Annotated in this window: 33 protein-coding genes; 25 read left to right on the top strand and 8 right to left on the bottom strand. The window is 67.4% G+C overall.

The window, feature by feature from the left end; all coding sequences use genetic code 11:
* The first annotated feature begins 159 nt into the window (after positions 1–159).
* The 17 genes from STRCI_RS25895 (at position 160) to STRCI_RS25975 (ending at position 12829) form a co-directional block, all read left to right on the top strand.
* Entirely contained in the window at positions 160–1002 is an 843-nt protein-coding gene (locus STRCI_RS25895) for a hypothetical protein (RefSeq protein WP_269661360.1), read from the top strand.
* Between the two features lie 102 nt (positions 1003–1104).
* On the top strand, positions 1105–1812 hold the full coding sequence (gene cpaB / locus STRCI_RS25900) for a Flp pilus assembly protein CpaB (protein WP_269661361.1): 708 nt from the start codon (positions 1105–1107) through the stop codon (positions 1810–1812).
* A gap of 9 nt (positions 1813–1821) precedes the next feature.
* Positions 1822–3054 (top strand): CpaE/TadZ family protein, encoded by a 1233-nt coding sequence (locus tag STRCI_RS25905; protein WP_269661362.1) that lies wholly within the window; start codon positions 1822–1824, stop codon positions 3052–3054.
* Positions 3051–3467 (top strand): TadE/TadG family type IV pilus assembly protein, encoded by a 417-nt coding sequence (locus tag STRCI_RS25910; protein WP_269661363.1) that lies wholly within the window; start codon positions 3051–3053, stop codon positions 3465–3467. Before STRCI_RS25905 ends, STRCI_RS25910 begins: the two co-directional genes overlap by 4 nt.
* Position 3468: 1 nt before the next feature.
* Positions 3469–3909: a TadE/TadG family type IV pilus assembly protein gene (locus STRCI_RS25915; RefSeq protein WP_269661364.1), complete on the top strand. Its 441-nt coding sequence runs from the start codon at positions 3469–3471 to the stop codon at positions 3907–3909.
* Positions 3910–3924: 15 nt separating this feature from the next.
* A complete protein-coding gene (locus STRCI_RS25920; protein WP_015658145.1) occupies positions 3925–5262 on the top strand; it encodes a TadA family conjugal transfer-associated ATPase in 1338 nt (445 codons plus the stop codon).
* 13 nt (positions 5263–5275) lie between these two features.
* Positions 5276–6220 (top strand): type II secretion system F family protein, encoded by a 945-nt coding sequence (locus STRCI_RS25925; protein ID WP_269661365.1) that lies wholly within the window; start codon positions 5276–5278, stop codon positions 6218–6220.
* A 13-nt stretch (positions 6221–6233) separates the two neighbouring features.
* Positions 6234–7121 carry a DUF5936 domain-containing protein gene (locus STRCI_RS25930; protein WP_269661366.1) on the top strand — a complete coding sequence of 296 codons (888 nt, stop codon included), beginning with the start codon at positions 6234–6236 and terminating at the stop codon, positions 7119–7121.
* Between the two features lie 2 nt (positions 7122–7123).
* Positions 7124–8527, top strand: a complete 1404-nt coding sequence (locus STRCI_RS25935) for a sensor histidine kinase (RefSeq protein WP_418953374.1) — start codon at positions 7124–7126, stop codon at positions 8525–8527.
* Positions 8528–8531: 4 nt separating this feature from the next.
* The gene (locus STRCI_RS25940; RefSeq protein ID WP_269661367.1) at positions 8532–9278 is read left to right on the top strand and encodes a response regulator; all 747 of its coding nucleotides are present in this window, start codon (positions 8532–8534) and stop codon (positions 9276–9278) included.
* A 104-nt stretch (positions 9279–9382) separates the two neighbouring features.
* Entirely contained in the window at positions 9383–9544 is a 162-nt protein-coding gene (locus tag STRCI_RS25945; RefSeq protein WP_269661368.1) for a Flp family type IVb pilin, read from the top strand.
* Positions 9541–10140, top strand: coding sequence for a pilus assembly protein TadG-related protein (locus STRCI_RS25950; protein ID WP_269661369.1), 600 nt, complete (start codon positions 9541–9543; stop codon positions 10138–10140). Before STRCI_RS25945 ends, STRCI_RS25950 begins: the two co-directional genes overlap by 4 nt.
* A gap of 34 nt (positions 10141–10174) precedes the next feature.
* Entirely contained in the window at positions 10175–10753 is a 579-nt protein-coding gene (locus STRCI_RS25955; protein WP_269661370.1) for a hypothetical protein, read from the top strand.
* 8 nt (positions 10754–10761) lie between these two features.
* Positions 10762–11394, top strand: a complete 633-nt coding sequence (locus STRCI_RS25960; RefSeq protein ID WP_269661371.1) for an OmpA family protein — start codon at positions 10762–10764, stop codon at positions 11392–11394.
* A 30-nt stretch (positions 11395–11424) separates the two neighbouring features.
* Positions 11425–11943, top strand: a complete 519-nt coding sequence (locus STRCI_RS25965; protein ID WP_269661372.1) for a PrsW family glutamic-type intramembrane protease — start codon at positions 11425–11427, stop codon at positions 11941–11943.
* 14 nt (positions 11944–11957) lie between these two features.
* Positions 11958–12311 carry a hypothetical protein gene (locus STRCI_RS25970; protein ID WP_269661373.1) on the top strand — a complete coding sequence of 118 codons (354 nt, stop codon included), beginning with the start codon at positions 11958–11960 and terminating at the stop codon, positions 12309–12311.
* Positions 12312–12457: 146 nt separating this feature from the next.
* On the top strand, positions 12458–12829 hold the full coding sequence (locus STRCI_RS25975; RefSeq protein ID WP_269661374.1) for a hypothetical protein: 372 nt from the start codon (positions 12458–12460) through the stop codon (positions 12827–12829).
* 143 nt (positions 12830–12972) lie between these two features.
* On the opposite strand, the gene STRCI_RS25980 is transcribed toward STRCI_RS25975, so the two are convergent.
* A complete protein-coding gene (locus STRCI_RS25980; RefSeq protein ID WP_269661375.1) occupies positions 12973–13893 on the bottom strand; it encodes an RpnC/YadD family protein in 921 nt (306 codons plus the stop codon).
* 35 nt (positions 13894–13928) lie between these two features.
* The gene (locus STRCI_RS25985; protein ID WP_269661376.1) at positions 13929–14345 is read right to left on the bottom strand and encodes an ATP-binding protein; all 417 of its coding nucleotides are present in this window, start codon (positions 14343–14345) and stop codon (positions 13929–13931) included.
* A gap of 225 nt (positions 14346–14570) precedes the next feature.
* On the opposite strand from STRCI_RS25985, the gene STRCI_RS25990 reads away from it, so the two are divergent.
* Both STRCI_RS25990 and STRCI_RS25995 read left to right on the top strand, forming a co-directional pair.
* The gene (locus STRCI_RS25990; RefSeq protein ID WP_269661377.1) at positions 14571–15422 is read left to right on the top strand and encodes a helix-turn-helix domain-containing protein; all 852 of its coding nucleotides are present in this window, start codon (positions 14571–14573) and stop codon (positions 15420–15422) included.
* Positions 15423–15426: 4 nt separating this feature from the next.
* Positions 15427–15618, top strand: a complete 192-nt coding sequence (locus STRCI_RS25995) for a DUF397 domain-containing protein (RefSeq protein ID WP_269661378.1) — start codon at positions 15427–15429, stop codon at positions 15616–15618.
* Here the strand turns inward: STRCI_RS25995 and STRCI_RS26000 are convergent.
* Both STRCI_RS26000 and STRCI_RS26005 read right to left on the bottom strand, forming a co-directional pair.
* On the bottom strand, positions 15599–16033 hold the full coding sequence (locus STRCI_RS26000) for a Crp/Fnr family transcriptional regulator (protein ID WP_269661379.1): 435 nt from the start codon (positions 16031–16033) through the stop codon (positions 15599–15601). The two genes, STRCI_RS25995 and STRCI_RS26000, sit on opposite strands and share 20 nt — an antisense overlap.
* A gap of 213 nt (positions 16034–16246) precedes the next feature.
* Positions 16247–16630 (bottom strand): DUF192 domain-containing protein, encoded by a 384-nt coding sequence (locus STRCI_RS26005; RefSeq protein ID WP_269661380.1) that lies wholly within the window; start codon positions 16628–16630, stop codon positions 16247–16249.
* 270 nt (positions 16631–16900) lie between these two features.
* Here STRCI_RS26005 and STRCI_RS26010 point away from each other — a divergent pair, with 270 nt between their 5' ends.
* From STRCI_RS26010 to STRCI_RS26035, 6 genes are all read left to right on the top strand, one after another.
* On the top strand, positions 16901–17560 hold the full coding sequence (locus tag STRCI_RS26010; protein WP_269661381.1) for a hypothetical protein: 660 nt from the start codon (positions 16901–16903) through the stop codon (positions 17558–17560).
* On the top strand, positions 17548–18576 hold the full coding sequence (locus STRCI_RS26015) for a hypothetical protein (protein WP_269661382.1): 1029 nt from the start codon (positions 17548–17550) through the stop codon (positions 18574–18576). The genes STRCI_RS26010 and STRCI_RS26015 overlap by 13 nt, the downstream gene beginning before the upstream one ends.
* A 451-nt stretch (positions 18577–19027) precedes the next feature.
* Positions 19028–19315 (top strand): hypothetical protein, encoded by a 288-nt coding sequence (locus tag STRCI_RS26020; protein WP_269661383.1) that lies wholly within the window; start codon positions 19028–19030, stop codon positions 19313–19315.
* The gene (locus STRCI_RS26025) at positions 19312–20592 is read left to right on the top strand and encodes a hypothetical protein (protein ID WP_269661384.1); all 1281 of its coding nucleotides are present in this window, start codon (positions 19312–19314) and stop codon (positions 20590–20592) included. The genes STRCI_RS26020 and STRCI_RS26025 overlap by 4 nt, the downstream gene beginning before the upstream one ends.
* A gap of 90 nt (positions 20593–20682) precedes the next feature.
* Positions 20683–21312, top strand: a complete 630-nt coding sequence (locus tag STRCI_RS26030; RefSeq protein ID WP_269661385.1) for a hypothetical protein — start codon at positions 20683–20685, stop codon at positions 21310–21312.
* Positions 21309–21992 (top strand): hypothetical protein, encoded by a 684-nt coding sequence (locus tag STRCI_RS26035; protein WP_269661386.1) that lies wholly within the window; start codon positions 21309–21311, stop codon positions 21990–21992. The genes STRCI_RS26030 and STRCI_RS26035 overlap by 4 nt, the downstream gene beginning before the upstream one ends.
* Positions 21993–22337: 345 nt before the next feature.
* Here the strand turns inward: STRCI_RS26035 and STRCI_RS26040 are convergent, their stop codons facing one another.
* The 4 genes from STRCI_RS26040 to STRCI_RS26055 are packed head-to-tail and all read right to left on the bottom strand — an operon-like array spanning position 22338 to position 25414.
* Positions 22338–22991 (bottom strand): hypothetical protein, encoded by a 654-nt coding sequence (locus STRCI_RS26040; RefSeq protein WP_269661387.1) that lies wholly within the window; start codon positions 22989–22991, stop codon positions 22338–22340.
* Positions 22988–23662, bottom strand: a complete 675-nt coding sequence (locus STRCI_RS26045; protein WP_269661388.1) for a hypothetical protein — start codon at positions 23660–23662, stop codon at positions 22988–22990. The genes STRCI_RS26040 and STRCI_RS26045 overlap by 4 nt, the downstream gene beginning before the upstream one ends.
* A complete protein-coding gene (locus STRCI_RS26050; RefSeq protein ID WP_269661389.1) occupies positions 23659–24057 on the bottom strand; it encodes a hypothetical protein in 399 nt (132 codons plus the stop codon). The genes STRCI_RS26045 and STRCI_RS26050 overlap by 4 nt, the downstream gene beginning before the upstream one ends.
* A gap of 52 nt (positions 24058–24109) precedes the next feature.
* Positions 24110–25414 carry a putative T7SS-secreted protein gene (locus tag STRCI_RS26055; protein WP_269661390.1) on the bottom strand — a complete coding sequence of 435 codons (1305 nt, stop codon included), beginning with the start codon at positions 25412–25414 and terminating at the stop codon, positions 24110–24112.
* Positions 25415–25416: the final 2 nt, after the last annotated feature.

Below are 25416 nucleotides of genomic sequence, written 5' to 3' on the forward strand. Positions count from 1 at the left end.
GATGCTCAACCTGCCCCGATTTGGCGCAACTTGTGAAACGGCAGTTCCTTCATAGCTACAGAAACGCTGTTCTCCGGTCATCGACCCGTGGATACAGTGCTCGGGTAGTCACACAGTGAAGTCGACCGTGTGTCCTGGGTGGGGAGTGGGGAGCCGCGCGTGCCAACTGCCATCGCCGTGACCAGTGCCGACCTGGCGCTGCCGCCACAGGACGAGCGCACCGTCCCCGCCATCGTGCTCCAGGGTCTGGACCGCCAGCCCCTCGACCGCTCCTTGAGCGCGCTGCAAGCGATCGTCGAGAGCCACGGCCATCTGGTCGTCGTCTGCTCCCAGGCCCTCGACCCCGCCGTGGAGCGTCGCCTCTACACCCTCCGCTCACTGCTGGAGAGCGACCGGATCGCCCTGTTCCGCCCCGAACTGCCCCCGCTCGGACTCGCCGTCCTGGCCCGCCAGTTGCGCCAGCTCGCCTCCTGCGACCTCGGCCCCGGCGTGCTCGCCTCGGCGGGCCGACTCCTCACCCACTACATCCACGCCGGGGCGCTCCTCGGCTCCGTCGCCAAGCTCGACCGCGTCCCCGTCGGCCTGAAGTCGCACGCCAAGTCCTGGGTCCCGGGCAGCCACTTCGGCGTCCTCGCCCACCCCGAGCCCCAGCTCGTGCGGATCGGCCCCGAAGCCGCCCTGACCGGCCCGGAGTTCGGCACCCGGATGCTCGTCGCCCGGGGCCAGCTCCAGTCCGACTGGGTCACCGACACCCTCGCCAAGTCCTGGAACGTCCAGGGCCTGCGCGAGGTCCCGCTGCCCGCCGAGTCGGCGCGGTGGTGGGGGACCGGCCGGCTGATCGAGTTCTGCGCCCACCTCTCCGACCTGTCAGTGCTGTACCAGCTCGTCACCTCGGTCCGCCGCAGCGCCTGCCACTGGTGCGGCATCGACGTCATCGGCGACCGCTGTGTGTTCTGTTCCGCGACCCCGCCCGCGCCCGTCCCCGATACCCGCGCGGGCTGACGGACGCCCGCGAGGGTCGGCCGACCGTCCACGAGGGCCGGCCGACCCGCAAGCCGCACCCGACCGATCCCGACCGATTCCCCCAATGAGGTTGCACGGTTCATGAACTCCCGTCAGCGCCGCGGCGTGATACTCCTGATCCTGTCGGTCGTCTGCGCCCTCGGCGCCTTCGCCGGCGTGCTGTCCGTCATCAACGACGCCGAGTCCAAGGTCGGTCCCGAGGTCACCGCCTACCGGCTGAAGACGAACGTGGAGCCCTACAAGCCGCTGGCCGCGGCCCAGTTCGAGAAGATCTCGATGCCGGAGCGCTGGCTGTCCGACAACGCGGTCACCGATCTGCGGGAGATCGAGGGCAAGATCGCGGTCACCGCGCTGCGCAAGGGCTCCCTGCTCCAGAGCGACATGGTCGTGGCCCAGCCCGCCCTCCAGCCCGGGCAGCAGGAGGTCGCCATCATGATCGACGCGGCGACCGGCGTGGCGGGCAAGATCACGCCCAACTCCACCGTGAACGTGTACGCCACCTTCGAGGGCGTCCGGGAGGGCGACCCCGCCCAGTCCAAGATCATCGTGACCAACGCCAAGGTCCTCGACGTGGGCGAGCTGACCCCCCTGGAACCCGACGCCGACGACCGCGACCGGCAGCCCACCGACGCCGTCCCGATCACCTTCGCACTGTCCACCCTCGACGCCCAGCGCCTCACCTACGCCGAGTCGTTCGCCCAGCGGGTCCGGCTCGCGCTGGTGGCGCCCGGCAGCGACTCCACGGTCCCCGAGTCGGACCGGACGTACGAACTCGCGAAGGACAAGTGAGAGGCCCGCATGCCCACGAGGATCCTCCCGGCGGTCGGCGACGCGGACGCGGTCCGGTCGGTAACGACCCTGCTCTCCCAGCTCCCGGACGCCGAGCCGGTCGCCCCCGTGACCGACTCCACCCAGCTCATCGACACCCTGGCCCGGCTGGCCGCCGAGTCCGTCGACGAACTGCCCGAGGTCGTGGTCGTGCACGAGCGCATCGGCCCGGTCCCGGCCCTGGAGCTGATCCGCGAAGTCGCCCTACGCTTCCCGGCGGTGGGCGTCATCCTCGTCACCTCCGACGCCTCCCCCGGCCTCTTCCAGGCCGCCATGGACTACGGCGCCCGGGGCCTGGTGGCGCTGCCCCTGTCGTACGAGGAACTCGCCAGCCGCGTCCAGGCCGTCGCCTCCTGGTCGGCGGGCGTACGGCGGCATCTGGGCGGCGCCCTGGAGGTGTTCACCGGCGTCGGCGGCACCGTCGTCACGGTGAGCGGCGCCAAGGGCGGCGTCGGCACGACCCTGGTGTCCATCCAACTGGCCCTGGCCGCCCAGGCCTCCGGCCGTTCCACCGCCCTGCTCGACATGGACCTCCAGACCGGCGACCTCGCGGCCTACCTGGACGTGCAGTTCCGCCGCTCCGTCGTCGACCTCGCCGCCATCACCGACATCACCCCGCGCGTCCTGGCCGACGCCGTCTTCCGCCACGACACCGGGCTCGCCCTGCTGCTCGCCCCCGGCGAGGGCGAGCGGGGCGAGGAGGTCACCGACCGCGCCGCCCGCCAGATCGTCAGCGCCCTGCGCTCCCGCTACGAGGTCGTGATCGTCGACTGCGGCGCCCAGCTCAGCGGCGCCGGAGCGGCCACCGTGGAGATGGCCGACACGGCGCTGCTGGTGACCACCCCGGACGTGGTCGCCGTCCGGGGTGCCAAGCGCGTCGTCCGCATGTGGGACCGGCTCCAGATCCGCAAGGCCGAGGAGACCACGGTCGTCGTCAACCGCCACACCCGCGGCACCGAGATCCAGCCCCCGCTGATCCAGAAGATCACCGGCACGGCGCTGGCGGCCACCGCGGTCCCCGCCAACTTCAAGGAACTCCAGGGGGCGGTGGACGCGGGCCGCCTGCACGAACTGGAATCCAAGAGCACGGTGAAACAGGCGTTGTGGGCGCTCGCCGGGGAACTGGGCCTGGTGAAGGCGGCGGAGGTCGACCGACGGGCGGGCCGGGGGTCCTTCCGCAGGCGGAAGGACGGTGGGGGATGAGGGGGCGCGCGGGGCCGAGGGTGAGTGGGCGCGCGGGCCTCTTCCGGCGCGGGGCCGACCGGGGCCAGGTCACCATCGAGTTCCTCGGCATGACCCCGCTGATCCTGGTGACGCTGGTGCTGCTGTGGCAGTGCGCGCTGCTCGGGTACACCTTCACGCTGGCCGCCAACGCCGCGGACGAGGCGGCGCGGGCGGGCACGGCGGCCGAGGACCGGCAGGGCGCCTGCCAGGAGGCGGGGCTGAAGCATCTGCCGGGCGCGTGGGAGGGCGGTGCCGAGGTGACCTGCGGCGAGAGCGGGGGCCTGGTCACGGCCGACGTCCATCTGGACGTCCCGGTCCTCTTCCCCGGCACGATCGCCTTCCCCTTCGAGGTCGACGGGCACGCGGGGGCGGTCGTGGAGGAGGGGGACTGAGATGGCGTACGAACGTGTCCGCCGTGACCGGGGTCGTGAGTGTGAGGGTGCCCGTGAATGTTCCGGTGACCGGGGTCGTGATGGTGAAGGTGCCCGTGAATGTTCCCGTGACCGGGGTCAAGTGGCCATCGAATACCTCGGCTTCATCCCGATCCTGATCCTGGTCGCCATGGCCGCCATCCAGATCGGCCTCATCGCCTACACCGCCCAGCAGGCGGGCACCGCCGCCCGCGCCGGGGCGCGCAGCGCCTCGCTGGACGGGCCGTACGCGGCGGACTGCCAGGCCGCCGTGAGCGGCTGGCTGGCCGACGGGACCGGCTGCACCAGCGCCGGGCTCGGCGACGAGGTCCGGGTCACCGCCACCGTGGACATCCCGTCCGTGGTCCCCGGCTGGGACTTCGGCGACGCCACCAAGTCCGCCACCATGCCGCTCGACCACTGAGGAGCACCGGAAGCCATGAGCCTGCGGGCACGCATCAACTCCCCCGAGGAGAACGGAAGCAGGGGCGAGGACGGCCACCTGGTCGCCTCCTACCGGGCCAAGCTCCTGGAGGAGATCGACCTCGCGGAGATGAGCTCGCTGGCCGCGGCCGAACGCCGGGCGCGGCTGGAACGCGTCCTCGGCCACATCATCAGCCGCGAGGGCCCGGTGCTCTCCACGGTGGAGCGCTCCCAGCTGATCCGCCGGGTCGTCGACGAGGCCCTCGGCCTGGGCATCCTGGAACCCCTGCTGGAAGACGCGTCGATCACCGAGATCATGGTGAACGGCCCCGACGCGATCTTCGTGGAACGAGCGGGCCGCGTGGAGCAGTTGCCGCTCCGCTTCCCCTCCCACGACCAGCTGATGCAGACGATCGAACGGATCGTCTCGACGGTGAACCGCAGGGTCGACGAGTCGAACCCGATGGTCGACGCCCGCCTGCCCTCGGGCGAGCGCGTGAACGTCATCATCCCCCCTCTGTCCCTGACCGGCGCGACCCTCACCATCCGCCGCTTCCCGCGCTCCTTCACCCTGCACGAGATGATCGGCCTCGGCTCGCTCGACGAGCCCATGGTGTATCTGCTGGCGGGCCTGGTGCAGGCGAAGTTCAACATCATCGTCTCGGGCGCGACGGGCACCGGAAAGACCACACTCCTCAACGCCCTCTCCGGTCTGATCCCCGAGGTCGAGCGCATCATCACCATCGAGGACTCGGCCGAACTCCAGCTCCAGCAGAACCATGTGATCCGCCTGGAGTCCCGCCCGCCGAACGTGGAGGGCCAGGGCCGGGTCACCATCCGCGACCTGGTCCGCAACTCCCTGCGGATGCGCCCCGACCGTATCGTCGTCGGCGAGGTCCGCGGCGGCGAGTCCCTGGACATGCTCCAGGCGATGTCGACGGGCCACGACGGCTCCCTGGCCACCGTGCACGCCAACAGCACGGAGGACGCGCTGATGCGGCTCAAGACGCTGGCCTCCATGTCCGACGTCGAGGTCCCCTTCGAGGCGCTGCACGACCAGATCAACAGTGCGGTCGACGTGATCATCCAGCTCACCCGCTTCGCCGACGGCGCCCGCCGCATCACCGAGATCGCGATCCTCGACAGCCATGGCGCGGAGCCGTACCGGCTGGCCACGGCCGCCCGCTTCCACGCCCGCCCGATGGCCGCGGACGGCAGGGTCTACGGCAACTTCGAGTACTTCCCGCTCCCACGCCGCACCGCGGACCGTCTCTACATGGCCAACCAGCCGGTACCGCAGGCGTTCGGGGTGGCGGGATCCATGGAGCAGCTGGCCATCCGAGCGGCGCGGTAGAGGGCGGGAACCGATGGAGTTCGAGACGCTGATCACGCTGACCACCGGCATCACCCTCCTGACCTGCGGTCTCGCCGTGGCCGGCCTCCACGCCTACGCCGCCGGCCGGGCCCAGCGCCAGGCTCTGGTGGACCGCTTGGCGGCCACCGGCCAGATAGCCCCCGTCGGCCGCAGGCGCCGCTTCGGCGACCTGGACCGCCGCCTGCGCCGTACGAGACTGGGCCGGAAGCTGGAACTGCGCCTGCTGGCGACGGGCCTGGACGTGACGCCGGGCGAGTTCTTCGTCTACATGCTCACCGCCGTGGCGGGCCTGTGGCTGGTGGGCCAGGCGACGCTGGCGCCCTTCTTCGGCCCGATAGCGGGCATGCTGGGCGTCTGGGCAGCCGTCCAGTTCCTGAACTGGCAACGCCAGAAGCGCATCGAGCGCTTCATCAACCAACTCCCCGAGCTGGCCCGCATCCTGGCCAACGCGACCCAGGCCGGCCTGGCCCTACGCACCGCGATCGGCATGGCGGCGGAGGAGCTGGAGGCCCCGGCGGGCGAGGAACTGGCGAAGGTGGCCAACCAGTTGGCGCTGGGCGCGTCGATGGACGACGCACTGGGCGAACTGGCGGACCGCCTCCCGTCCCGCGAACTGGTGGTCCTCGTCACCACCTTGGTCCTGTCGAACCGCGCGGGCGGCCAGGTGGTGAGCGCCCTGCGCAACCTGACGGAGACCCTGGAGGAGCGCAAGGAGACCCGCCGGGAGATCCGCACCCAGCTCTCCCAGGTGAGCATGACGTCGTACGCGGTCCCGGCGCTGGGCATTGGCTCGCTCTTCCTGATGAACGGGGTGAAGGACGGCGCCCTGGACCGGATGACGGGCTCACCGGCGGGCCAGTTCGCGGTGATCGTGGCGTTCGTGTTGTACGCGGTCGGATTCGTGATGATCCGGCGGCTGTCCCGGATCGACGTATAGGAGGGCGGGGACGATGGCATGGATTCTCGCCCTGGTGATGGGCCTGAGCGTATGGGGCTTCTTCGCGGGCATCCGCATGTACCGGGCGGACGCGAAACTCCCCGGTGACCTGCAACTGGCGCTGGAGGTCGGCGCCACCCGCACCGGCGCGGTGGACTCGGTGATCGACCGCATGGGCATGCGGTACGCACCGGCGGTGCTGCGCCTGATGGGCCCGAAGCAGGTGGCGAAGTACCGCCGCAGGATCGACCTGGCGGGCAACCCCGGCGGCCTGACGATCGACCGCTACGCGGCCCGCCGGGCGGTGTACGGCTTCCTGGGCGCGGTGGGCGGCCTGGTCTTCCTCATGCGGGGCCAGTACCTGGTGACTCTGCTCCTGCTGGCCTTCGGGGCGTTCTGGACGGAGGTCGGCATCTGGTCGGCGATCCGCATCCGCAAGGACGTGATCGAGCGGACCCTCCCCGACTTCCTGGACGTGCTGGCGGTGGTGGTGAGCGCGGGGTTGGGCTTCCGCCAGGCGCTGGACCGAGTGGCCTCGCGCTACGAGGGCCCGTGGGCGGACGAACTCCGCATCACGCTCCGCCAGATGGACCTCGGCATGAGCCGCCGCCAGGCGTTCGCGGAACTCCGCCGCCGCAACGACTCCGAACAGGTCGCGATGTTCGTGACGGCGCTCCAGCAGGGCGAGGAACTGGGCGCACCGATCGTCGACACCCTCGTCGCCCTGGCGAAGGACATGCGCCGGACAGACGCCCAGAACGCCCGCCGCAAGGCGGCACGAGCGGTCCCCAAGGCCACGATGATGATCACGACCTTCATGGTCCCGGCGACGATGATCCTGCTGGGCGCGGGCCTGCTGCTGGGCTCGGGCACGGACTTCGGCTCCATCACGGGGGAGTAGGGATGGGAATCGGAATGCCCGTGCGGGGGTTGAGGGTGACCTTGACGCCACCGAGGGGTCTGAACGAGCCGCGGGGTCTGGACGAGCCGAGGGGTTTGGAGGAGCCGCGGGGTTTGGAGGAGCCGCGGGGCCTGGGGGAGGCGTTGCCGGCGGCGCCGCTGGGCAGCCGCCCGTCCAAGGACCCGACGATCACCCTCCAGATAAACGCTCTGCAGGCAACCACCCGCATGGTCTTCGCCTTCCGCCTGGCCATGCTCGCCCTCTCCGCCCCCGCCGCCCTCCTGAACGCCGCCCCCGGCCTGGGCACACGCCTGGTGGGCGCGGCGACGGTAGCCACCTTCATGGCCAGCTACGTCCTCTTCAGGGACTGGGAACGCTTCGGCCCCCTCCTCCTCCGACACCCCACCCTCCTGGCGGCGGACACCCTCTTCGGCGCCCTGCTGCTGATCTCGGCGGGCCCGGACACCCCCCTCGCCTACGTCAGCGTCTGCACCCCCCTCCTGGCAGGCATCGCCTATGGCTACCGAGCCGCCGCGGTCTTCGCCAGCCTCCAGTCCCTGATCCTCCTCCTCGTCTACGCCACCACAGCGGAGGCGCATTCCACCCTCGCGGAGAAGCTCCTGCTCCCCGGCTTCTGCGTGATCACAGGCGCGGCAGGCTCGGCACTCCGCAACCTGATGCTCCGCTTCGGCGAGGCGACCGAGGCCCTGACCACCACCAGGGCCCGCCTGGCGGCGGCAGAGGCGGTAGCCGCGGAACGGGCCCGCCTGGCAAGGGAGATGCATGACTCGGTGGCGAAGACCCTGCACGGAGTGGCCATGGCGGCGGACGCCCTGGCGGCATCGGCATCCACGACGAGTACGAGCCTGAACCCCACCCTGATCAAGGAACAGGCGGAGTTGGTGGCAAGGGCCACCCGCAGGGCGGCAACAGAATCCCGAGCCCTGCTGACGGACTTGAGAAGCGACTCTGTCCCTACAAGGGACGTCTTCGAAGAACTGGCGTCACGGACACGAGCCTTCGCAACCCGCACGGGAGTCCCGGCGACCTACCACCCCACAAGCCCCGAGAACACACCCCCACCCCTGACCGCGGCGGTGACCCGCCACCTCCTCTCCATCGCCGCGGAGGCCATGGAGAACGCCCACCGCCACGCGACCCCGACGGCGGTGAACGTCCGCGCGGGCATTCACGGCGACGTACTCCGCATCAGCGTGTACGACGACGGCACGGGCCTCCCCCCGGACACCACCCTCGAACAGCTCCGCGGCGCGGGCCACTTCGGCCTGATCGGCATGGTCGAACGAGCCGCGTCGGTGGGCGCCCGCATCCGCATGGGCCGCGGCGAGCACCCGAATGGCACGGAAGTCCTCCTGGAACTCCCTCTGGCGGCGCGAAGGACATGACGGCATGACACATCCGGATTTCCCCACGCCCGAATCCGAGAACAATCCCCTGCGCGTAGTGGTCGCTGACGACAACCCGGTAGTACGAGCGGGCCTGACAGCGCTCCTTTCCGGCCGCGAGGACATCACGGTCGTGGCGGAGGCGGCGGACGGCCGAGAAGCGTACGAGGCGGCCCGCCATCACCGCCCCGACGTGGTCCTCCTGGACGTCCAGATGCCAGGAGTGGACGGCATAGCGGCCCTCCCGTACCTGGTGGACCTGGCCCCCGTGATGATGCTGACGTACAGCAGGGAATCGGAGACGGTGGAGGAGGCCCTGCGCAGAGGGGCCAACGGCTACTTGGTCCACGGCGAGTTCACGGCGGCGGAGCTGGTGGAGGCGGTGCGGGGCCTGAACAAGGGCAGACCCCACTTCACGGCAACGGCGGCGGAGGCGCTGCTGACGCAACTGCGCAGAACGGCAGATTCGCATCCGCATACGGAACCTCCCGCTCCAACCCCAAACAAAGCCACCCCCCTTTCGCAAATGCAACCAAGTGTGGGACAGTCCTCCGGGAGGGCGAAGTTTCAACTGAGCACGAGGGAGGCGGAGATCATGGACCTCATCGCATCCGGCATGACCAACCACCAGATCGCCGCCACGTGCTTCATCAGCGAGAAGACGGTCAAGAACCACATCAACCGCATCTTCGCCAAACTCCACAGCACCACCCGGGCCCAGGCCACCGCCACATGGCTGGGGGTGACCTGACATGCCCCACCTTTGGGCCCACCGTTGGGCCCCCGGACCCTCCCCCTCCCACCCCACCCCGCCCTACGGTGCGGCCACCACACCCGCAACCGAAGGGACCCACCATGAACAACCGCCCCAACCTGAACGACAAGGGTCAGACCGCGGTGGAGTACCTGGGGATCATTGCGGTGGTGGTTGCGATTGTTTTGGCTATTACGGGGACGGACATCGGCAACACGATCTACACGGCGATCGTGGACAAGATCGACGAAGTCGTCGGGTGACACGACGCCCTCGGTACGGCGACACCGGGCAGGCATTCCCCATCTACATCACGGTGGTGGGAGGCCTGCTCTTTCTTGCGTTCGCGTACCTTGCAGTCGGCCAGGCCGCAGCGAACCGCAACGGCGCCCAGACAGCTGCCGATGCGGCGGCGCTTGCGGCGGCGCAGGACACCCGAGACCAACTCGCGGGCAAGTGGATCGAAGTCGTACTCGACCCCACCCAGTGGCAGGACATCTTCGACGGTTTCGTGCCCGGACTTGAACCCTCGTGCTGGCGGGCTGACCAACTCGCGGCACAGAACGATGCCCACGTAGAGGCGTGCGATCAGACCGGTCCCTTGGAGTACACCGTCGAGGTCCAGATGGACAAGCCGGTTGGAGACTCGATCGTTCCGGGCACGGAGGGCAAGTTCGCGAAGGCGTCCGCCAAAGCCGTGATCGAGGCCCGATGCGAGTTCGAACTCCCCGGTGAGGACGCGGGGGACGACGAACTGCCGCAGCTCACCTGCGAGGACGAAGACTGGGACCTGGACCCGGAGGACCTCACCGACCTGCCGGACCCCGAGGATCTCTTCGAAGTCCATCTGGCCGACTGACAAGCGGATGTCGAGTAATGAAGGAAGCAGAGGCATGAGCATTCGGTTCACTACGAAGGCCCGCAGGAGGATGGTCGCGCTGACCGTTGTGGCTGGACTGGCCCTCGGCGTGGCCGGCTGCGGAGGCGGGGGAGGCAGTGACGAGAAGCCCGAGTCGTCTGCGTCCGCTTCGAAGAACAGCGGCTCTGATCCGAGTACGCAGGAAGGCACGGATGAGCCACTGGCCGAGCTCAGGGGCGAAAGCGGGCTGATTCTCACTATCGACGCCGTTACCAGGGACGCGGGCGGATTCGTAACAGTGAGCGGTGAGATCAAGAACGATGGAGCTGAGGCGGCCCGCATCCCCATTCAGACACGCGGTGATGAAACCGAGATCATGCGGCATGGCTCGTCACTCGGCGGAGCCACACTTGTGGACTCTGGTTCCAAGAAGCGGTATTACGTGCTGCGTGACACGGACGGACGCCCCTTGGCGACCACGGAGATGCCGCGAATCAAACCTGGTGAATCCATCCCTGTGTTCATGCAGTTCCCCGCCCCGCCCGCGGAGACGACAGAAGTGACCTTCCAGCTTCCATCCTTCGCGGCAGCCCCCATCCAGATCGCTGGGTGAGCCGAACCATGACATCCCCCCAGCGCCTCACCACAGCCATGGCGGCAACCACCGTCATGCTCGTCACCACGCTCTACGGCGCCGCGACCACGGCCCACGCCGACGACAACCCCAGCGTCCCCCCAGGCACAGAAGCCACCGCCACCGCCCCCGTAGAAGTCGACCCCAACGACCCGGACCTGAAGCTCCCCGAGGGCGCCACGCTCGCCGAAGCCAAGGTGCTGGACATCAAGCAAGTCGTCGAAGAGGAGAGCGGCGACGAACGCCGCGAGGACACCAACGCGGACGTGAAGTTCGCGCTCCAGGCGGAGGTCCTGTTCCCGAAGGACAGCGCAAAGCTGAACGGCGAGGCAAAGGCCCGAATCGCAGCGATCGCGAAGGAGATCGAAACCCAGAAGGCAACAAAGATCCGGGTCTTCGGCTTCACGGACAACCTGGGTTCATCGGCCCACGGCGACGTCTTGTCCAAACAGCGAGCCACGGCCGTAGAAGACATCCTGAAATCCGAACTGAACGACCCGAACATCACCTACGAGGTCCGCGGCTACGGCGAGCAATACCCCATCGCCTCCAACACCACAGAGGCAAGCCGCAAGAAGAACCGAAGGGTGGAGGTCAGCTTTCCGCGCTCTGAGGACTGACCCGTACGCGACCCTGTCACAGGGAGCCACGTGACCGTACTGATGGTGGCGGCGGCCCTGTACGGCGTCGCACAATTGTCCCTGTTCTCCTTGCCCACGAGGTCCGTAGGCCCGACAACGGTGCTGCTGGCCGTCCTCGTCGGCGTACACGCGTGCGGAACGGCCGCGGCCCTCCTTGAACTCACGTACACGAGGCTGATCGCCGAAACCGCGGACCAGTCCCTGACCCAGGTCGTGAACACCACGTCCTACACCGTGGCTCCGTGGGTGGAGGAATCGGTGAAGGTGGCACCACTGCTGCTCGTCGGACTGTGGGCGCGGGTCCGCCGACAATGGGGCCTCACCGACTTTACGGTGCTGGGGGCCGCGCTCGGTGCCGGCTTCGGGCTCCTGGAAGCGCTGCTGCGATACGCCCTTGACGCCGACCGGGCCATTGCCCGCCACGGCGGCTGGATCGTGCCCGACAGCCTGTCCGCACCGTACGTCCCCAGCGCTTCCCAGGTTTTCACCTCCTGGCTACCCGCGCCGGTCGCCCCCCCCTGGACCTAGGGCGCACGGGCGACGTGTCGATCCCGACCTTCACGCACCTGGTGTGGACGACCGTCGCGGGTCTGGGCGTCGGGTTGCTGTGGCGGGCGCGCGGGGTATGGAAGGTCCTGGCGCTGGTCCCGTTCGGCGCGGCGGCGGCCCACCACACGCTGAACAACTACGCGGCCACACACACCCGTACGAAAGCGGACCAGTGGCTGTCCGACCTGGACGCCATCCTGTGGGCCGCCCCCCTCACCGCGCTGCTCCTCGCGATGACCGCAGACCTGTTCGCCCTGCACCGGGCCAAGCGCGGACTGCCCGACGTACTCCTGACCGCGGAGAGAAGAGACGGCGACACGGCTGCCGCGCTCCTCCACTATGCGTAGGGAGCGGGCTCAGTGAGGATGGCGCTCGTGAGGGGCTGGGGAAGTTCCTGCGCAACAACCCTCCCGGACGAATGAACTCGATCCGAATAATTGGCGACGGCTACAATATTGTATGGCCCTGAGGGGATTGCACATGGGGGTTCCGCATGAGTGAGTACCACTACATCTTCGCCAGGCCCGGATTTCCGCGGGAACGGCTCGTTCAGGATATCTCCACGGCATGCGCTGTCGAACTGAGGCCAACTGACGACGAGTTCGTCGACTATGCGGGAAATCTTGGATACGCCGCGGTCGAGGTCGAGTTCACCCACGAGTACGAGGGCGACCGTGGCATGCCGTTCGAGCGTTACGACTCCCTGGTCACGATCAGGGATTTCGACACGAACCTGGAGCGCCAGGAGGCGACGGCCCGCCACATCTTCGAGAACCTGGCCACCCTGGGCCGTTACGACTTGCTGCTCGTCCGAGACCTCCAAGAATCGCTTGCCTCATCTACTGCCGGCAGCGACCCGGTATGAGTAGCAGCGCCACTTGAGAACGCAGTGAAAAGCGGCTCAGGCGTGCAGGCGAGGAGCTGACGCGCCCCCGACCCCGGCTCATTCCACAACCCACCTGAGTGGCTCCCACCTTGGGCCCCGCTTTCCGCGGGCGGCCCCAACGGTCACTCCAGACAAACTGCTCGATGACTGGGCGGCTCGGAAGCGGCGGCGAAGAGATCCTCCGCAGCCGTAGCGTGCACTGCACGCTGTGCCCAGAGGTCCAGTTGCTCCAGGTCGGCACAGTCCTGTACCCGTCCCCGCACGGAGTCGGGCACCGTGACCCCCCGCCAGTCCAGGATCTGCAAGACCATCTCGGCCTTGGCTTGGGCTCGGCCCTCTTCGCGGCCTTCTTCCCGGACCTTCTCGGCGACCTCGTGCCGGAAGAAGTAGTGCACTGCCATCATCAGCTCCTTCCACGTCTGCTTGGCCTCGACATCGACCAGGCAGGATTCGACGAACTGCGCGAGCATGCCCGCGTTTTCGGTGTCGGTAGTCGCCAGGGCTGCGGCCAGCGGCTTCAGTATGGCAGTGGCACGAGGGCCCCGACCATGCGTCATCGCCGAGAACGCCGCGAGGAACACGTCCCGCTGAGCTTCTGTCTCATCCTCGATGAGCGGCACATTCTCCGGACTTAGGACCAGCGGTCGCACGGTAAGCGAATGCCAGCCCGGTAGCCCCAGACGGATCGGCCGAGCCGCCCATCTGGCCGTGGAGACGCTCTGCGTCAGGACGATCAGAACCGGCTCCCAGCGATACTTCGCGTACAGGTAACTGAGGTAGTAGGCCCAGCTGCTCCGCTTGTCGTCGTCCTGCTTCCCTTGAGACTCGATGACCAACAAGTACGATCCGTCATCCGTCTCCGCCCGTAACAGCGTGTCCACGCGCCGTTCGATCGGTCCGATCTCCGTGAGATCCGCGTTCAGCACCGCGAAGTCGCGCGGTTCGGGGATTGGGATGTGAAGCACACGCTGGAGCGTCCGCGTGAAACCTGCCGGATCCTTCTGACAGATCTGATGCAGACCTTCATGTGGTGAGCTGACCATAGGCCTTCTTCTTTCCATCCGATCTGATCAACGAGTCACGCAGCGGCAAGGTCACACCACACGTACTTGCCGCGACGGCCATCACGGGACAGCGGCTGCCACCCCCACACATCGGCACAGGCCCGCACGAGAGCCAGGCCTCTCCCCTCCTCCTCCGCCCCACCCAGCCGCTCCCACTTCTCTGGCGGATCGGGAGGCGCGGGGTCGGCGTCCCATGCCCCGATCCGCAGCACCCCGGCCGACCAACGGACACGCAGGGCCGCGGGTCCTGCCGTATGGCGTACAGAGTTGGAGACCAGCTCCGCCCCGACCAGCTCGGCGGTGTCGACCAGACGGATCAGGCCGTGGATGGTCAGGATCAGGCGGAGGGTGCGGCGACAGACAGGTACGGCGCGGGGGTCGTGGGGGATGTAGAGGGTGTACTCCCAGGCTTCGGGTTCGTTTGCTGGCATGGGTGAACTCCTCTTGAGGGCGGGGCATGTTTGGGCGGGCGGTGGCATCGCCGCAGCCGTCACGACAGGACGGAGTGGTGCACTACCGGGGGCGCCCGGCATGCCGCAGCGTGATCGCTACGTCACTGACAGTAGGTCCTAAATTTAGGCCCAAGCAAGCCGTTGTCGTAATCTTGCGCCCGAACGAGTCGCTGCCTCCCGGTCGTTGGAGGCAAGGAGGAAGTCATGACGCGTCGGCGCAACCCCACCGCACGCCAGGTCCGATTGGGCGCTGAACTGCGCAAACTACGTGAGGCCGCAGGCCTGAAGGCGCGGGAAGCCGCAGCGCTGCTGGGCGCCGACTCCGTCCAGATGAGCCAGATCGAGTCCGGTGTCGCCGGTGTGAGCGAGACGCGCGTACGACGCCTCGCCGCTCACTATTCCTGCTCGGACGTGGAGTTGATCGACGCCTTGGTCGCGATGGCCACGGAGCGAGTGAGCGGCTGGTGGGAGAAATACCAGGATGACCTGCCGACGCCGTTCCTCGACCTGCCCGAGCTTGAACACCACGCCCGATACCGATGGGACGTCGACTTCCTGCACATCCCTGGCCTCCTACAGACCGAGGGCTATGCCCGGGCACTCTTCGCCTTCGTCAACCCGGAGTTCCCGGCGAGCGACGTGGAGCGCTGGGTGGAACACCGGATGAAGCGCAGGACCATCATCGAGCGACCCGACCCGGTCCCGTACGAGACGTTGATCCACGAGGCCGCCCTGCGCATCAGAGTCGGCGACCGAGCCGAGGCACGGGCACAACTCGTCCGCATCCTCGAACTCTCCGGAGCCGGTCACGTCACCGTCCGGGTCATCCCCTTCGAGTTGGACGGATTCGGCGGGGCCGGGAGCGCCATGGTCTATGCGGCCGGCCCGGTTCCCCAGCTGGACACCATGGTCCGCGACAGCCCCAGCGGGCCGGTCTTCGTCGATGCCGCGGCGCAACTCACCCGCTATCGAACGCTCTTCCGTAGGGTAGAGGCGATGTCGCTCGAACCAGGCCGTTCGCGTGATTTCATCCACCGGCTGACGAAGGAGCTGTGAGGACGTGCTCACCCCCGACACCTGGACGAAGTCATCGTTCTCCGGAGGCGGCCAGGGCGATGCGTGCGTAGAGATAGCGAACTTCGGCGCACGGGTCGCCATACGCGACTCCAAGGACCGAACCCGCGCCGCCCTCTCCCTCCCCGCCGATGCCTTCACCACACTCATCGCGAGCCTCAAGGTGCGCGCCCGGTAGACCCGCCGCGGTTTCGCAGTTCAAGGAGTTCCGGGGCAAGGACAGTAATCGTGTGGCGATTAACCTCGATCAGGCCATCCTGGCGGAGCCGGGAGAGCGCGCGGTTGACGGTCACCCTGGCGACCTCCAGGAGGTCGGCCAGCATCTGCTGGCTACCGGGCATGGTGACGTTTCCGCTCGCGCATGACGCGGCCTCGCTCGGCAGCCAAGCCGCCAGTCCGGCCGCCGCGGGCATCGTCGCAGAGGCGGTAATCCCTTCCTGGTGACGTCGGGCTTGGCCGGCAAGAACGCGCAGTACATGCCGCCGTCCATAAGGCGCGTCATCGATCACGGTCAGGGGCGGCGGTGGCTGCCACTCGACCGTGTCGCAGCAGCAGAAGATTTGACCCCGGATCACCGGCATTGCGCAGCGCATGACCGGCCGGGTAGCCGTGTGCAAGGGGGCGTCCCATACGTCGGGTTCTACCAAGGGGCGTGAGGGCGGCCCTGAAACAGCCGAGCAGCGACACGATCGGCCGGAACTGCACGTCGCTGAAGTAACGTCGCAGTAGGTCTCGGCCGTGACTCCCGATCGAGAACGTAGGTGTCCAGCGTCAGCGAATCGCCACCGCGGTATCCCGATGGCAGCTCATTCCATGTCGCCATCTACCCCGACCTCGACCTTCACTCGCACCCCGACCCGCAGCCCCCACCCCACCATCGCCCCGGCCTCGGTCTCCAGCACGTGGCGAGCGCGCAGCCTGGGTAGTCCGAGGCGCCCCGGCTTCATGGTCCGGACAGCGATGACGTTCAACCGCCAGTCGAGATAGGCGACATCGATGGGGATCCGCATGCCGACCGTGTGGATGCTGCTGGCGGGGGAGAGCAGGAGAACCCCATCCACGGCGTCCCGCCCAAGCAGCCCCCGAGTCCGAGCGCGATAGGACGAGGCGATCTCCAGAGGCAGGCCGACGTCCCCTGCCGCCCCCTGTACGACCAACTTCCCCACGCCGTCACGCCATTGCTGCCTCATGCCCAGGAATCTCCCCGATCCGGATGGCGCTACGCATCACCGCTGACGGGCACTCTCCTTTGCATGTTCATAAGTGGAATGACCTGCTCGTGATGTGTACGTTGCACCAGGGTGCCGTGTTACGGAACCGTTACGGGCCGAATCGACGTCTCATTGGTTGTTTTGGACTCATACATCCCGTCAGTTGACGAGCATCGCCCTGGTGTCACCGCATCACGCTGGATAGCGTTGCTTCGCTCAAGAGAAGTCTCGTCTCACTGGGAGTCGACCGTGAACCGCCGCCCCACCCTCCTCGCAGCGCTCACGCTGACCGCCGCAGCGGCCCTGACGCTGTCCGCGTGCGGGAGCGACGACAGCTCCAAGGACAAGGACAACGACAAGATCGCGGGAGCCGACACGGGGGGCAAGAAGTCCCCGTCGCCCACGGCCGCCGCGTCCGACTCCGGTGACCGCCCGAAGATCACCTTCCCGTCCGACGCGAAGAACGTTTTCGAGGACCAGAAGACGGGCGACGCGGCGAAGGACGCGGTGCTCGCCGATAGCGCCTCGAGCGTGAACTCCGTCGACGAAGCGATCTTCGAGGGGAACACGGACACGAAGGCGCTCGGCTTCTACAACGCGGGCAAGGCCCTGGAGTCGTCGATCACTTTCGCGCAGCAGTACATCGACGGTGGCGACACGTGGACCGGCGTGACCCGCTACTTCGGCTACAAGGTGACCCTGTCCGGAGCTGACAAGGCATATGTCACCTACTGCTCCGACGAGAGCAAGTCCTTCATCAAGGACCGGAAGACCGGGAAGGTCGACAGGTCGCCTGCCACCGCGGACTCCTACGTGCGGTACAACACCAGCCTGACCAAGAACGACCAGGGAGTCTGGCAGACCACCAACATCGCGTCGAACGGGGGAGACAAGGCGTGCCAACCGTAAGGAACTCGGCGAGGACCGCAACGGCCCTGACGCTCGTATGCGCGTCACTCTTCGCTGCCCAGACAGCCTTCGCCCGAGGGGGCTACGACAACAACGGCGACACGGAACAGAGCGCTGACACCAACGGAGACACGGTCTCCGTAACCGTCGGCGGTGTCGTGTTCGACCGCTCCAAGAACGGCAGCGGCGAATCAACCGGCGCCCTGACCTCGACCACGGCCTGGACGCCGCCGCCCTGTTGGCATGCTCCGAAGTACACCCCCGAGGGGCTCCAGAAGTACCTGGAGCCGATCTGGGAGGCCGGCTCGACGGGCCACACCTGGGATGCCGAACAGCGCGAGAAGTACAACGCCAATGACGAGGAGAAGGGCTTCAACAAGGACAAGTCTGGCAAGGGCTACTGGTGGGGCGCCTACGTCAACGACAAGGACTTTCCCGCGGGTTGGGATGCCTGCTACGAGGACGAGTACTTCTGGGTTGACACTGGCGACGCCCCTCCCGCCAACATCGAGAACGCCGTAACCCCCGAAATCCTCGCCGAACTCGCCTACGCCGAGATCCGAGTCCCCGGCACCGAGGTCACACTCGCCCCCGAGAACGCCACGAAGGTCAACCTCCCGACGTGGGCCTGGTTGGATGCCGCGGAGTTCAAGCCGGTGTCGGTCACGGCGTCCGTCCCGGTGCTGAACCTGGAGGCGACGGCCACCGCGGAGCCCGTATCCCTCCAGATCGAGCCCGGTACGGCCGACGCGGTCACCTACCCCGCGTCCGGCGTCTGCGAGATCAACAACGACCGTATCGGCGAGCCGTACGCCAAGGGTAAGGCGAACCGCACCCCGCCCTGCGGAGTGAAGTACCTTCGCTCGTCCGGCGACGACACCTTCCCGCTCCAGGCCACCATCACCTGGGAGATCACCTGGACCGGCACCGGCGGAGCCGGTGGCGAAATGCCCGATGGCACCTTCGGCGCCACCCAGGACGTGGTCGTCCAGGAAATCCAGTCCATCAACCGCTGACACACAGGGCGCCGCTGGTTTGACCGGCGGCGCCCTCAGCTGATCAGCTGCGCCCTGGTGTCACCGCATCACGCTGGATGGCGTTGCTTCGTTCAACAAGTTCCTGAGGACGGGTAAGACCGACGTCACGCCGGTGACGAAGGACAGCTACGTCATCTACGCGGGCACATTGCGCGAAAGCAAAGGCGGCGTATGGGTCACCGAGACCCTGAATTCGCAGAGGGGGAGCGCGAAGTGCCTGCCCTGATCTGCGGACATCTGTTCGTGGGCTGACGATTCCGCCCCCCTCCTTCCTGTCCCGCAGCTGCTCCTCCTTACGAGGGGGAGCACTTCCGCATACGCCACGAACGCTCCGCCACGTCGTTCCTCCGTACGGTGCCTGGCGTGCAGGGAGAGGGGACGAAGGATGGCGGAGCGGTTGGCTGTTGATGGTGGTGAGCTGACTCGGTTCATGAACTCGCTGCGGAAGTCGCGCAGTTCACTGAACGGCGTCCGCAAGGCGTTGCTCGACTCGACGGTCACAGGACTCGGTACGGACGATCTCGACTGCGCCTGTGAGGACTTCCAGGAGGACTGGAAGTACGGCGCCGAGGAGATCGGCAAGCAGACGGAGGATCTCGCCGAGATCATCGGCAAGAGCCGGGATAGCTATCTGGAGGTCGACAAGGCCCTGGAGGCGGCGCTGAGCAAGGCCGCGAAGGGCGGGTCGGGCAGTGGTGCGGACGGTGGTTCCAAGTGACCTACGCCCCCGGCATCGAAGAGACCGGCGCCGCCCTCGACCCCAAGTCCCGCGCGGACCTGGACAAGCCCCAGGGGCTCAAGTCGGCGCCCACCATTCCCCACCCGAACTATCCCCACCTGGGCTTCAACCCCGTCCCCGGCAGCACCCAGACCGTCCGGGATCTGCATCTCAAACTCGCCGCCTGCGCGAAGGTCCTGGAGGACACCCACGACCTCGTCACCAAGCTCCTTGACGGCAGCTACTGGAAGGGCGACGCCGCCGTTGCCTTCCGCGAGCAGCTCGATGGTGGGCCGCTGCCGCGGAATCTCAGGAACGCCGCGCGTTCGCTGTGTAAGGCCGTCACTCAACTCAGCCGCTGGGAGACGGAACTCGACGACTTCCAGCGGCGCGCCAAGCGGCTCGAGAGTGACGCGCAGGATGCTCGCGACGCGGTGAAGCGTGCGGAGGGCAAGGCGGAGGCGGTTGTCGACGACGCCCAGTCGGAACTGGACAAGGTACTCGGCCGGGCGCGGCGGCTCGCCGAGGAGCACGAGGCCAGGGCCAAGCACCGGGCGGGGAAGATCCGGGCGGCGACGCAGAAGCTGGCGCCGCATGAGCCGGGGTGGTTCGACGACGCGCTCGACTGGCTCGGCGAGAACCTGCCGGACGTCCTCAGCTTCCTGGCCGGCACGATCGCGGTGGCCGCACTGCTTCTCTCCGGGCCACTGGGGTGGGGCCTCGCGACGGTGGGAGTGCTGATGCTGGGGTCTTCGGCGATCAGTCTTACGGCGTTGTTCCTCCGGCTCGGCGATCCCGCAGTACGAGCATCTCTGTGGGACGGGATCCGGCACGGCGAACTTGATGCTGACTTCTGGAGCAACTCGGTGTCGGTCGGAGCGGATCTCGCGGGAGCACTGCCCGGCGTAGGTGCGGTTGGCAAGGGCGCGTTCGCGGGAATCAGGGAGGCTGCTCGCAGCACCACGGCAGTCAGTCTCGGGGAGAAGCTCTCCGTGGTCGGCACGAGGACCATGGATGAGGCGAAGGGTGTGGCGAGCCTCGACAACGCGTTGGTCGTGAGGGCCGTGCGGGGACTGAGTGACCCGGAGAAGGCGGCCCGCGCGGTACAGGGCAGTTCAGGGCTGGTCGGAGTCGGGACCGGGGGATTCGGTCTTCACAACAAGGTGGTGGACGCCGAGGACGACGGCATCAAGGACGGCACGGTCGCAGGTATCGATGGATCGCGGCTTGCGCTGGACACGGGCGCAATCTACGCACTGGCCCGTCATGTCCTCTGATTCCCAGGGCAAAGGAGCGATCTCGTGAATCCTGCCGCATATTCGACGGCTTGGGACCACCCTCCCACTCGGCGCGCTTGGGCGGGTCACATGAGCATGAATGTGATCGGTCTCGTGGGCTGGGCCGGCGGCTGGGTCCTGTTGCTCGGCATTTCCACACGCACCCCCAATTGGGCCGTGTGGATCTTCATGCCCTACTTCGTCTACGGCTTCTACCGAACCCTCGTCCAACTCCGCTGCCTCCCCACCGCCCTCCGCACCCTCCAAGTCCTCCAGCACTACCCCTGGCAACTCCTCCCCAACGCCCCCCGCGCCCTCGATGAGCACCCCGATGCCGAGGTCGGAGAGATGTGGATCGAGTTGCCTGATCCCAGTAGCCGTGGGAAGAGGGGGATTCCGCTCACCTTCGTCAAGCACTTCCGTGCCTACTGGTGGCTGCGACACATCGGCGGGCCGCGGACCAGACCGGAGCTCAAGGCGATGCTGGAGCCGCTCTGGTTCGCCGGTGACCCCCGGTTCCTGGGGGTCGTGGCGGTGAACGGTCGGCGCGGTGCCCCTCGGCGGCTGCACTTCCTCTACCAGCCGTCCGCGCTCGACGCACGGGCCGCACGGCGGGAGTGGGACGGCATCACCCCGGAAGACATCGAACGCGCACGCCGGGCCGGAGCCAGGTTCCTGCCGTCGGCGGTCGCCGTCACCCCCGCCAGGCAGGAGCCATGAGCACCGCCCCCACGATCGTCGTGGACGACTCCGCCGAGGACCCCGACGCGGAGTTCTGGTTCGCCGAACCGCCCGGCTTCCTGCCCCTGCCCCTGGACGCCCTGCTGCCCGAGCCGGACTCAACAGCCGCCCACGCCTTACGGACGGCCGCCGAACCCTTCCTGAACGCGGCCCCGGACGAACTGCTCCGCCAGCAGCTCATCGCCCAGGTCGCGTCTGGCCAGCAACTCCTCGCCGCATTACGCGAGATCGGCACCGTGCACTGCTCGATCGGCCTGCATCGCGACGACGTGGGAGGGGGAGCGAGACCCCTCTTCTCCCTCTTCACCGTCTCCTGGCGTCGGACGGCCACGGTTCCGCGGGGCGTGATGGCGGCCCGCGCGGTGTCGGCCACGTCGGTGACCCAAGGCGGCGCCTATGTCGAGTACTTGGAGCTGCCCTGCGGGCCCGCCACCGTCAGCGAGTCTACGTCCGCTCTCTCCGCCGCCGTGGACACGCCGCTTCTCCAGCTCCGCGCCCACCTTCCCCACCCCGACTGCAAACGCCTGGCCGTCCTCACCCTCGGCACCACCGCCCTGGCCCGCCGCGACGAGTACCGGGTCATCCTTCGCCAGATCGCCGAGACGGTCAGCTTCGAGAAGCCGTTCGGCCCCGTTGTCCGCCCCGCCGCGCCCGGGTAGGAACACCCCCATGACCCAACTAGGCGCAGTCTTCCGTCCCCAACTCTCCCCAGAAGAGCTCCGCTCCATCGCCCGGCTCGCCATCGATGGCGACAAGATGTCCGTATCCGCCGGTGGCGTGGGTTTCGACCGTACGTAGAACGGCACCGGCGAGTCTGCTGGCGTCATGTCCTCGACCACGGCCTGGACGCCGCTGGCACGCGTCGTGCTCGTCCCATCCCGTCGGCGGACACGAGCCCAACCGCCCCCGAGGGTCCGGCACGCCCGCGCCAACGTCTCAGCCGAGTCCGTCGTCAGCTTCAAGGCAAACCGCACGCCGCCCCGCGGAGTCAACGGCGAGAAGGATCACGGGGACTGCCAAGCATCCGCTTCCTCATCCGGGCTGATCCGGACAGTGCGGGCGAATTCGTCGACGTCGTCGATAGCCCGGAGGATCCGGCCGGCGTCCGGGTCGGCCAGGATGATCAGGATGTCCGCGGCCTCCGTGCCCTTCTCGTAGCGCCAGGCGTAACGGAGGCCAACGTGTACCTCGTTACTGTCCTCGTCCTGGTAGTAGCGCAGCACCCGCAAGCCGCTTCCCAGATACGGGGAAGTGATGGCCTCGACGATAGGGGGTTCGATCGAGTAGCTCGCATCGGCGTGCGTAAGTGCTCGCAGTGCCGTTTCCCGGTCCTCGCCCTCCTCGATCTCCACCAGGTCGACATATGCGGGCAGGGGGATCTCCCGTGGGTGCGGGAGGTGGAGGAAGACCTCGAAGTCCGGAAAGGCCGCAGGCGCTCTGACGGCGTACATCGTCAGGATGTCGGTCAGCAGGTCGACTTCGCCCGCCGCCGGCTTCTCCGACGCGAAGTCCTCCCAGAGGCCCTCGGCGAAGTAGCGTGCCCACGATTCAGGCGTCTGTGCCTCCGCGACGTCTTCAAGGCCCGGTTCCGGCCACATGAGCGGGATGCGGATCCAAGGGGACAGATTCATGGCGTGCTTGACGTTGAGCCAGCTCACTCGTAACTCCACTTGAACGTGCCGACCACCGCGTCGAACAACTCGACCAGCACGTCGGTGATTTCACTGTCGACGTCGCCGTCACCCGGTGTGGAGAAGTCGATGCTGATCCAGCGACCGGGGTCGTCCGGCACGGGGATTACGTAATCGACCCGCCGCGTCGGCAGCGCGGCCTGCTGTACGGAATCGGCGGCGGAACTCGACTTCTCCTCGTCGAGGGTGGAGCTGTAGGTGCGACGGACTGCGGGCGCCCCTGCCACGTCGACCTTCGTCGCGCTTCCGCCTCGGACGTCCTCGTTGGCCAGCTGATCAATGACTGCCTGCGGGGGAACCGCATGGTGATGGCCGATTGGCATCTCGGCAACGATGAAGGAGGCCATGAGGAAGATTCCCCCGCGCGGAAGCACCGGAAGGTAGAGGTCAAGGCCACCGTTTCTCCTGGCCGCACGGGCCTGTTTCTCCAACTGGCGACGCATGTCCAGCCGGAAGCGCATCGCGTCGTCCCGGGGAATACCCTCCGGGACTTGTTCCATGTGCGAGAAGAGGACGTTCTGAAGTGCTTCCTTTGTTCCCTCGCGCAGGGGGATGCGAACCCACCCGGGTGGCAGGATGAGCTCATAGCGGCGGGGAGCGGTTACCCCAACGGGGGCTGGCTGTTCTGGCGTGCTCACGTGCGGGCCTGCTTCTTGATCTGCCAGTCGGCCACCAGGATCGTCAGACAGCAGAGAACGGGAATCACGGCCAGGAAGCTGTAACCGATGGCTCCGATGATGTTCCAGAACAGGTACATGGCGGCAACGATTTTGATCGTCTGGGAGAAATTGGAGCCCATCCTCGTGTTGCGGATGAGTTCTCGGTTCCGGAAGAAAAGGATCAGCATCAGTACGGGCGCGATCATTAGCGGCCACGCTACGTAATCGTACGTGAGCCAGTCCATGCCGCCGTACTTGCTGCCGAGGTCCTGGAAGGCGAGACAGAGGACTGGCCCCAGTGTGTAGACAGCAAGGAACTTCATGGCCCGCGATTCTTGTGGGCTTTTCGCCGGGATTGTCGCCACTATCTCCACTCCCTCAAGCTTGGCCTTGAGTTGGCATCGGCCAATCTGCACTCCGCAGCGATCACCAGCGACTCCCGACTTCGCGCGTCAGGACATCTTTGGCGTCGCCGTACTGGTCTGCATAGGGGCCCTTTTCTCCGAGTTTGTCGCCAACGTCCACTGCGGTAGCGGCGCCGTAGTTCAGCTTGAACTTCAGTGCGGCCTTGTCCAGCGCATCCGCTGCCCTCACTACATCAGGATTCCCGCCGAACTCGGCCCGCATGGCCCTCGCGAACTTGGTCGCGCTGACGACCTCCCTGTCACCTCCTAGCAGCCGGTCAAGCCGGGTTGTCGCGGGCCGTGTTTCCTTCGCGCCGATCTGACGCAGCGCGTTCTTCGCGCGTGCTGCTTTCGCGCCGCGGACCGAGTCCGTGCCGTACCGGGTGATGTTTTTGTCGAGGAGCTTGCGCAGATTCGCGTAGCGCTGGAACCGGCCTGCCCTGCTGGCGGCCTTGAGTGCTGTCGTCGCGGCCTTCACGCCCTTCATCGCGATGCTGCCGAAACCCAGCGTCGCCAGCGCGAAGACGTCCATGGCGACGTCCGTCCAGCTCCCGTCACCGGAGAGGGCCAGCAGAGTGTGACCGAGGCCGACGAGCCCTGTGAGGCTGAGGGCGGCCCAGGTGACGAGGGTCGCCACCCATCCGACCGGTGTGAAGAGGAGGGCGATGACCCCGATGATGGTCGCTGCCCAACTTAGGATCTCAACGACGCTCTTGATCGTGTCCGCGTGCTCGTGGACCCAGTCCTTGATGTTCTCCCACCGGCTGTCCTTGATGATGTCCGAGATGTCATGGCCGATGTTCGCCGCGAAGTGCTCGGCGCGGGAGTTGCGCTCGGAGATGACCTGGTTGAGCTGCTTGTGATATGGCGCCAGGTGGCTGTCTGGGTCAGCTTCCTGCGCCGACGGCTTGTCACCGTCCTTGCCGTCCTTCTTGGCCTCGGCTTCCCTTTTCCTCACCTCGGCGGCGTGTTCCTCGTCGGCCCGCTTCGCGGATCGTAAGGCGCCGTCGGCTCGCTCCTGGAAGTCCTCCAACTCGTTGGCCCAGTTGCCGAGATCGCCGACCACGCGTTCGTAGCGGGCCGCCGTCTCGCGGAAGTGCTTCTCGAGCTCGTCGGACTTCTCGCGGATCTTGTCGGCGTATTTGCCCTTCAGTGCCTCGCCGTCGGCGGCCTGACGCAGGATGCGAGCCTGGTCGCGAAGGGTCCCGGCGAGGTCGGTCATCCTGTTGACCTCGTGGCGGATGTCCTCCGGGTCGCCGGGGATCGGGTCTTTCTCCGCCAGCGGATGCCAGTCGACCGGTCGGCGCCTGCCCGTGCCCGTACCCATCG

The organism is Streptomyces cinnabarinus, assembly GCF_027270315.1.
GTDB classification, from domain to species: Bacteria; Actinomycetota; Actinomycetes; order Streptomycetales; family Streptomycetaceae; genus Streptomyces; species Streptomyces cinnabarinus.

Coding starts and splice junctions, on each gene's coding strand:
- STRCI_RS26005 (WP_269661380.1), bottom strand. CDS start 16,630: ATGAGGCAGCAATGGCGTGACGGCGTGGGGAAGTTGGTCGTACAGGGG.
- STRCI_RS25985 (WP_269661376.1), bottom strand. CDS start 14,345: ATGCCAGCAAACGAACCCGAAGCCTGGGAGTACACCCTCTACATCCCC.
- STRCI_RS25930 (WP_269661366.1), top strand. CDS start 6,234: ATGGCATGGATTCTCGCCCTGGTGATGGGCCTGAGCGTATGGGGCTTC.
- cpaB (WP_269661361.1), top strand. CDS start 1,105: ATGAACTCCCGTCAGCGCCGCGGCGTGATACTCCTGATCCTGTCGGTC.
- STRCI_RS26035 (WP_269661386.1), top strand. CDS start 21,309: ATGAGCACCGCCCCCACGATCGTCGTGGACGACTCCGCCGAGGACCCC.
- STRCI_RS25920 (WP_015658145.1), top strand. CDS start 3,925: ATGAGCCTGCGGGCACGCATCAACTCCCCCGAGGAGAACGGAAGCAGG.
- STRCI_RS25935 (WP_418953374.1), top strand. CDS start 7,124: ATGGGAATCGGAATGCCCGTGCGGGGGTTGAGGGTGACCTTGACGCCA.
- STRCI_RS25955 (WP_269661370.1), top strand. CDS start 10,175: ATGAGCATTCGGTTCACTACGAAGGCCCGCAGGAGGATGGTCGCGCTG.
- STRCI_RS25940 (WP_269661367.1), top strand. CDS start 8,532: ATGACACATCCGGATTTCCCCACGCCCGAATCCGAGAACAATCCCCTG.
- STRCI_RS26055 (WP_269661390.1), bottom strand. CDS start 25,414: ATGGGTACGGGCACGGGCAGGCGCCGACCGGTCGACTGGCATCCGCTG.
- STRCI_RS25990 (WP_269661377.1), top strand. CDS start 14,571: ATGACGCGTCGGCGCAACCCCACCGCACGCCAGGTCCGATTGGGCGCT.
- STRCI_RS26020 (WP_269661383.1), top strand. CDS start 19,028: ATGAACTCGCTGCGGAAGTCGCGCAGTTCACTGAACGGCGTCCGCAAG.
- STRCI_RS25910 (WP_269661363.1), top strand. CDS start 3,051: ATGAGGGGGCGCGCGGGGCCGAGGGTGAGTGGGCGCGCGGGCCTCTTC.
- STRCI_RS25915 (WP_269661364.1), top strand. CDS start 3,469: ATGGCGTACGAACGTGTCCGCCGTGACCGGGGTCGTGAGTGTGAGGGT.
- STRCI_RS25925 (WP_269661365.1), top strand. CDS start 5,276: ATGGAGTTCGAGACGCTGATCACGCTGACCACCGGCATCACCCTCCTG.
- STRCI_RS26030 (WP_269661385.1), top strand. CDS start 20,683: ATGAGCATGAATGTGATCGGTCTCGTGGGCTGGGCCGGCGGCTGGGTC.
- STRCI_RS25975 (WP_269661374.1), top strand. CDS start 12,458: ATGAGTGAGTACCACTACATCTTCGCCAGGCCCGGATTTCCGCGGGAA.
- STRCI_RS25905 (WP_269661362.1), top strand. CDS start 1,822: ATGCCCACGAGGATCCTCCCGGCGGTCGGCGACGCGGACGCGGTCCGG.
- STRCI_RS26000 (WP_269661379.1), bottom strand. CDS start 16,033: ATGCGCTGCGCAATGCCGGTGATCCGGGGTCAAATCTTCTGCTGCTGC.
- STRCI_RS25960 (WP_269661371.1), top strand. CDS start 10,762: ATGACATCCCCCCAGCGCCTCACCACAGCCATGGCGGCAACCACCGTC.
- STRCI_RS25980 (WP_269661375.1), bottom strand. CDS start 13,893: ATGGTCAGCTCACCACATGAAGGTCTGCATCAGATCTGTCAGAAGGAT.
- STRCI_RS25945 (WP_269661368.1), top strand. CDS start 9,383: ATGAACAACCGCCCCAACCTGAACGACAAGGGTCAGACCGCGGTGGAG.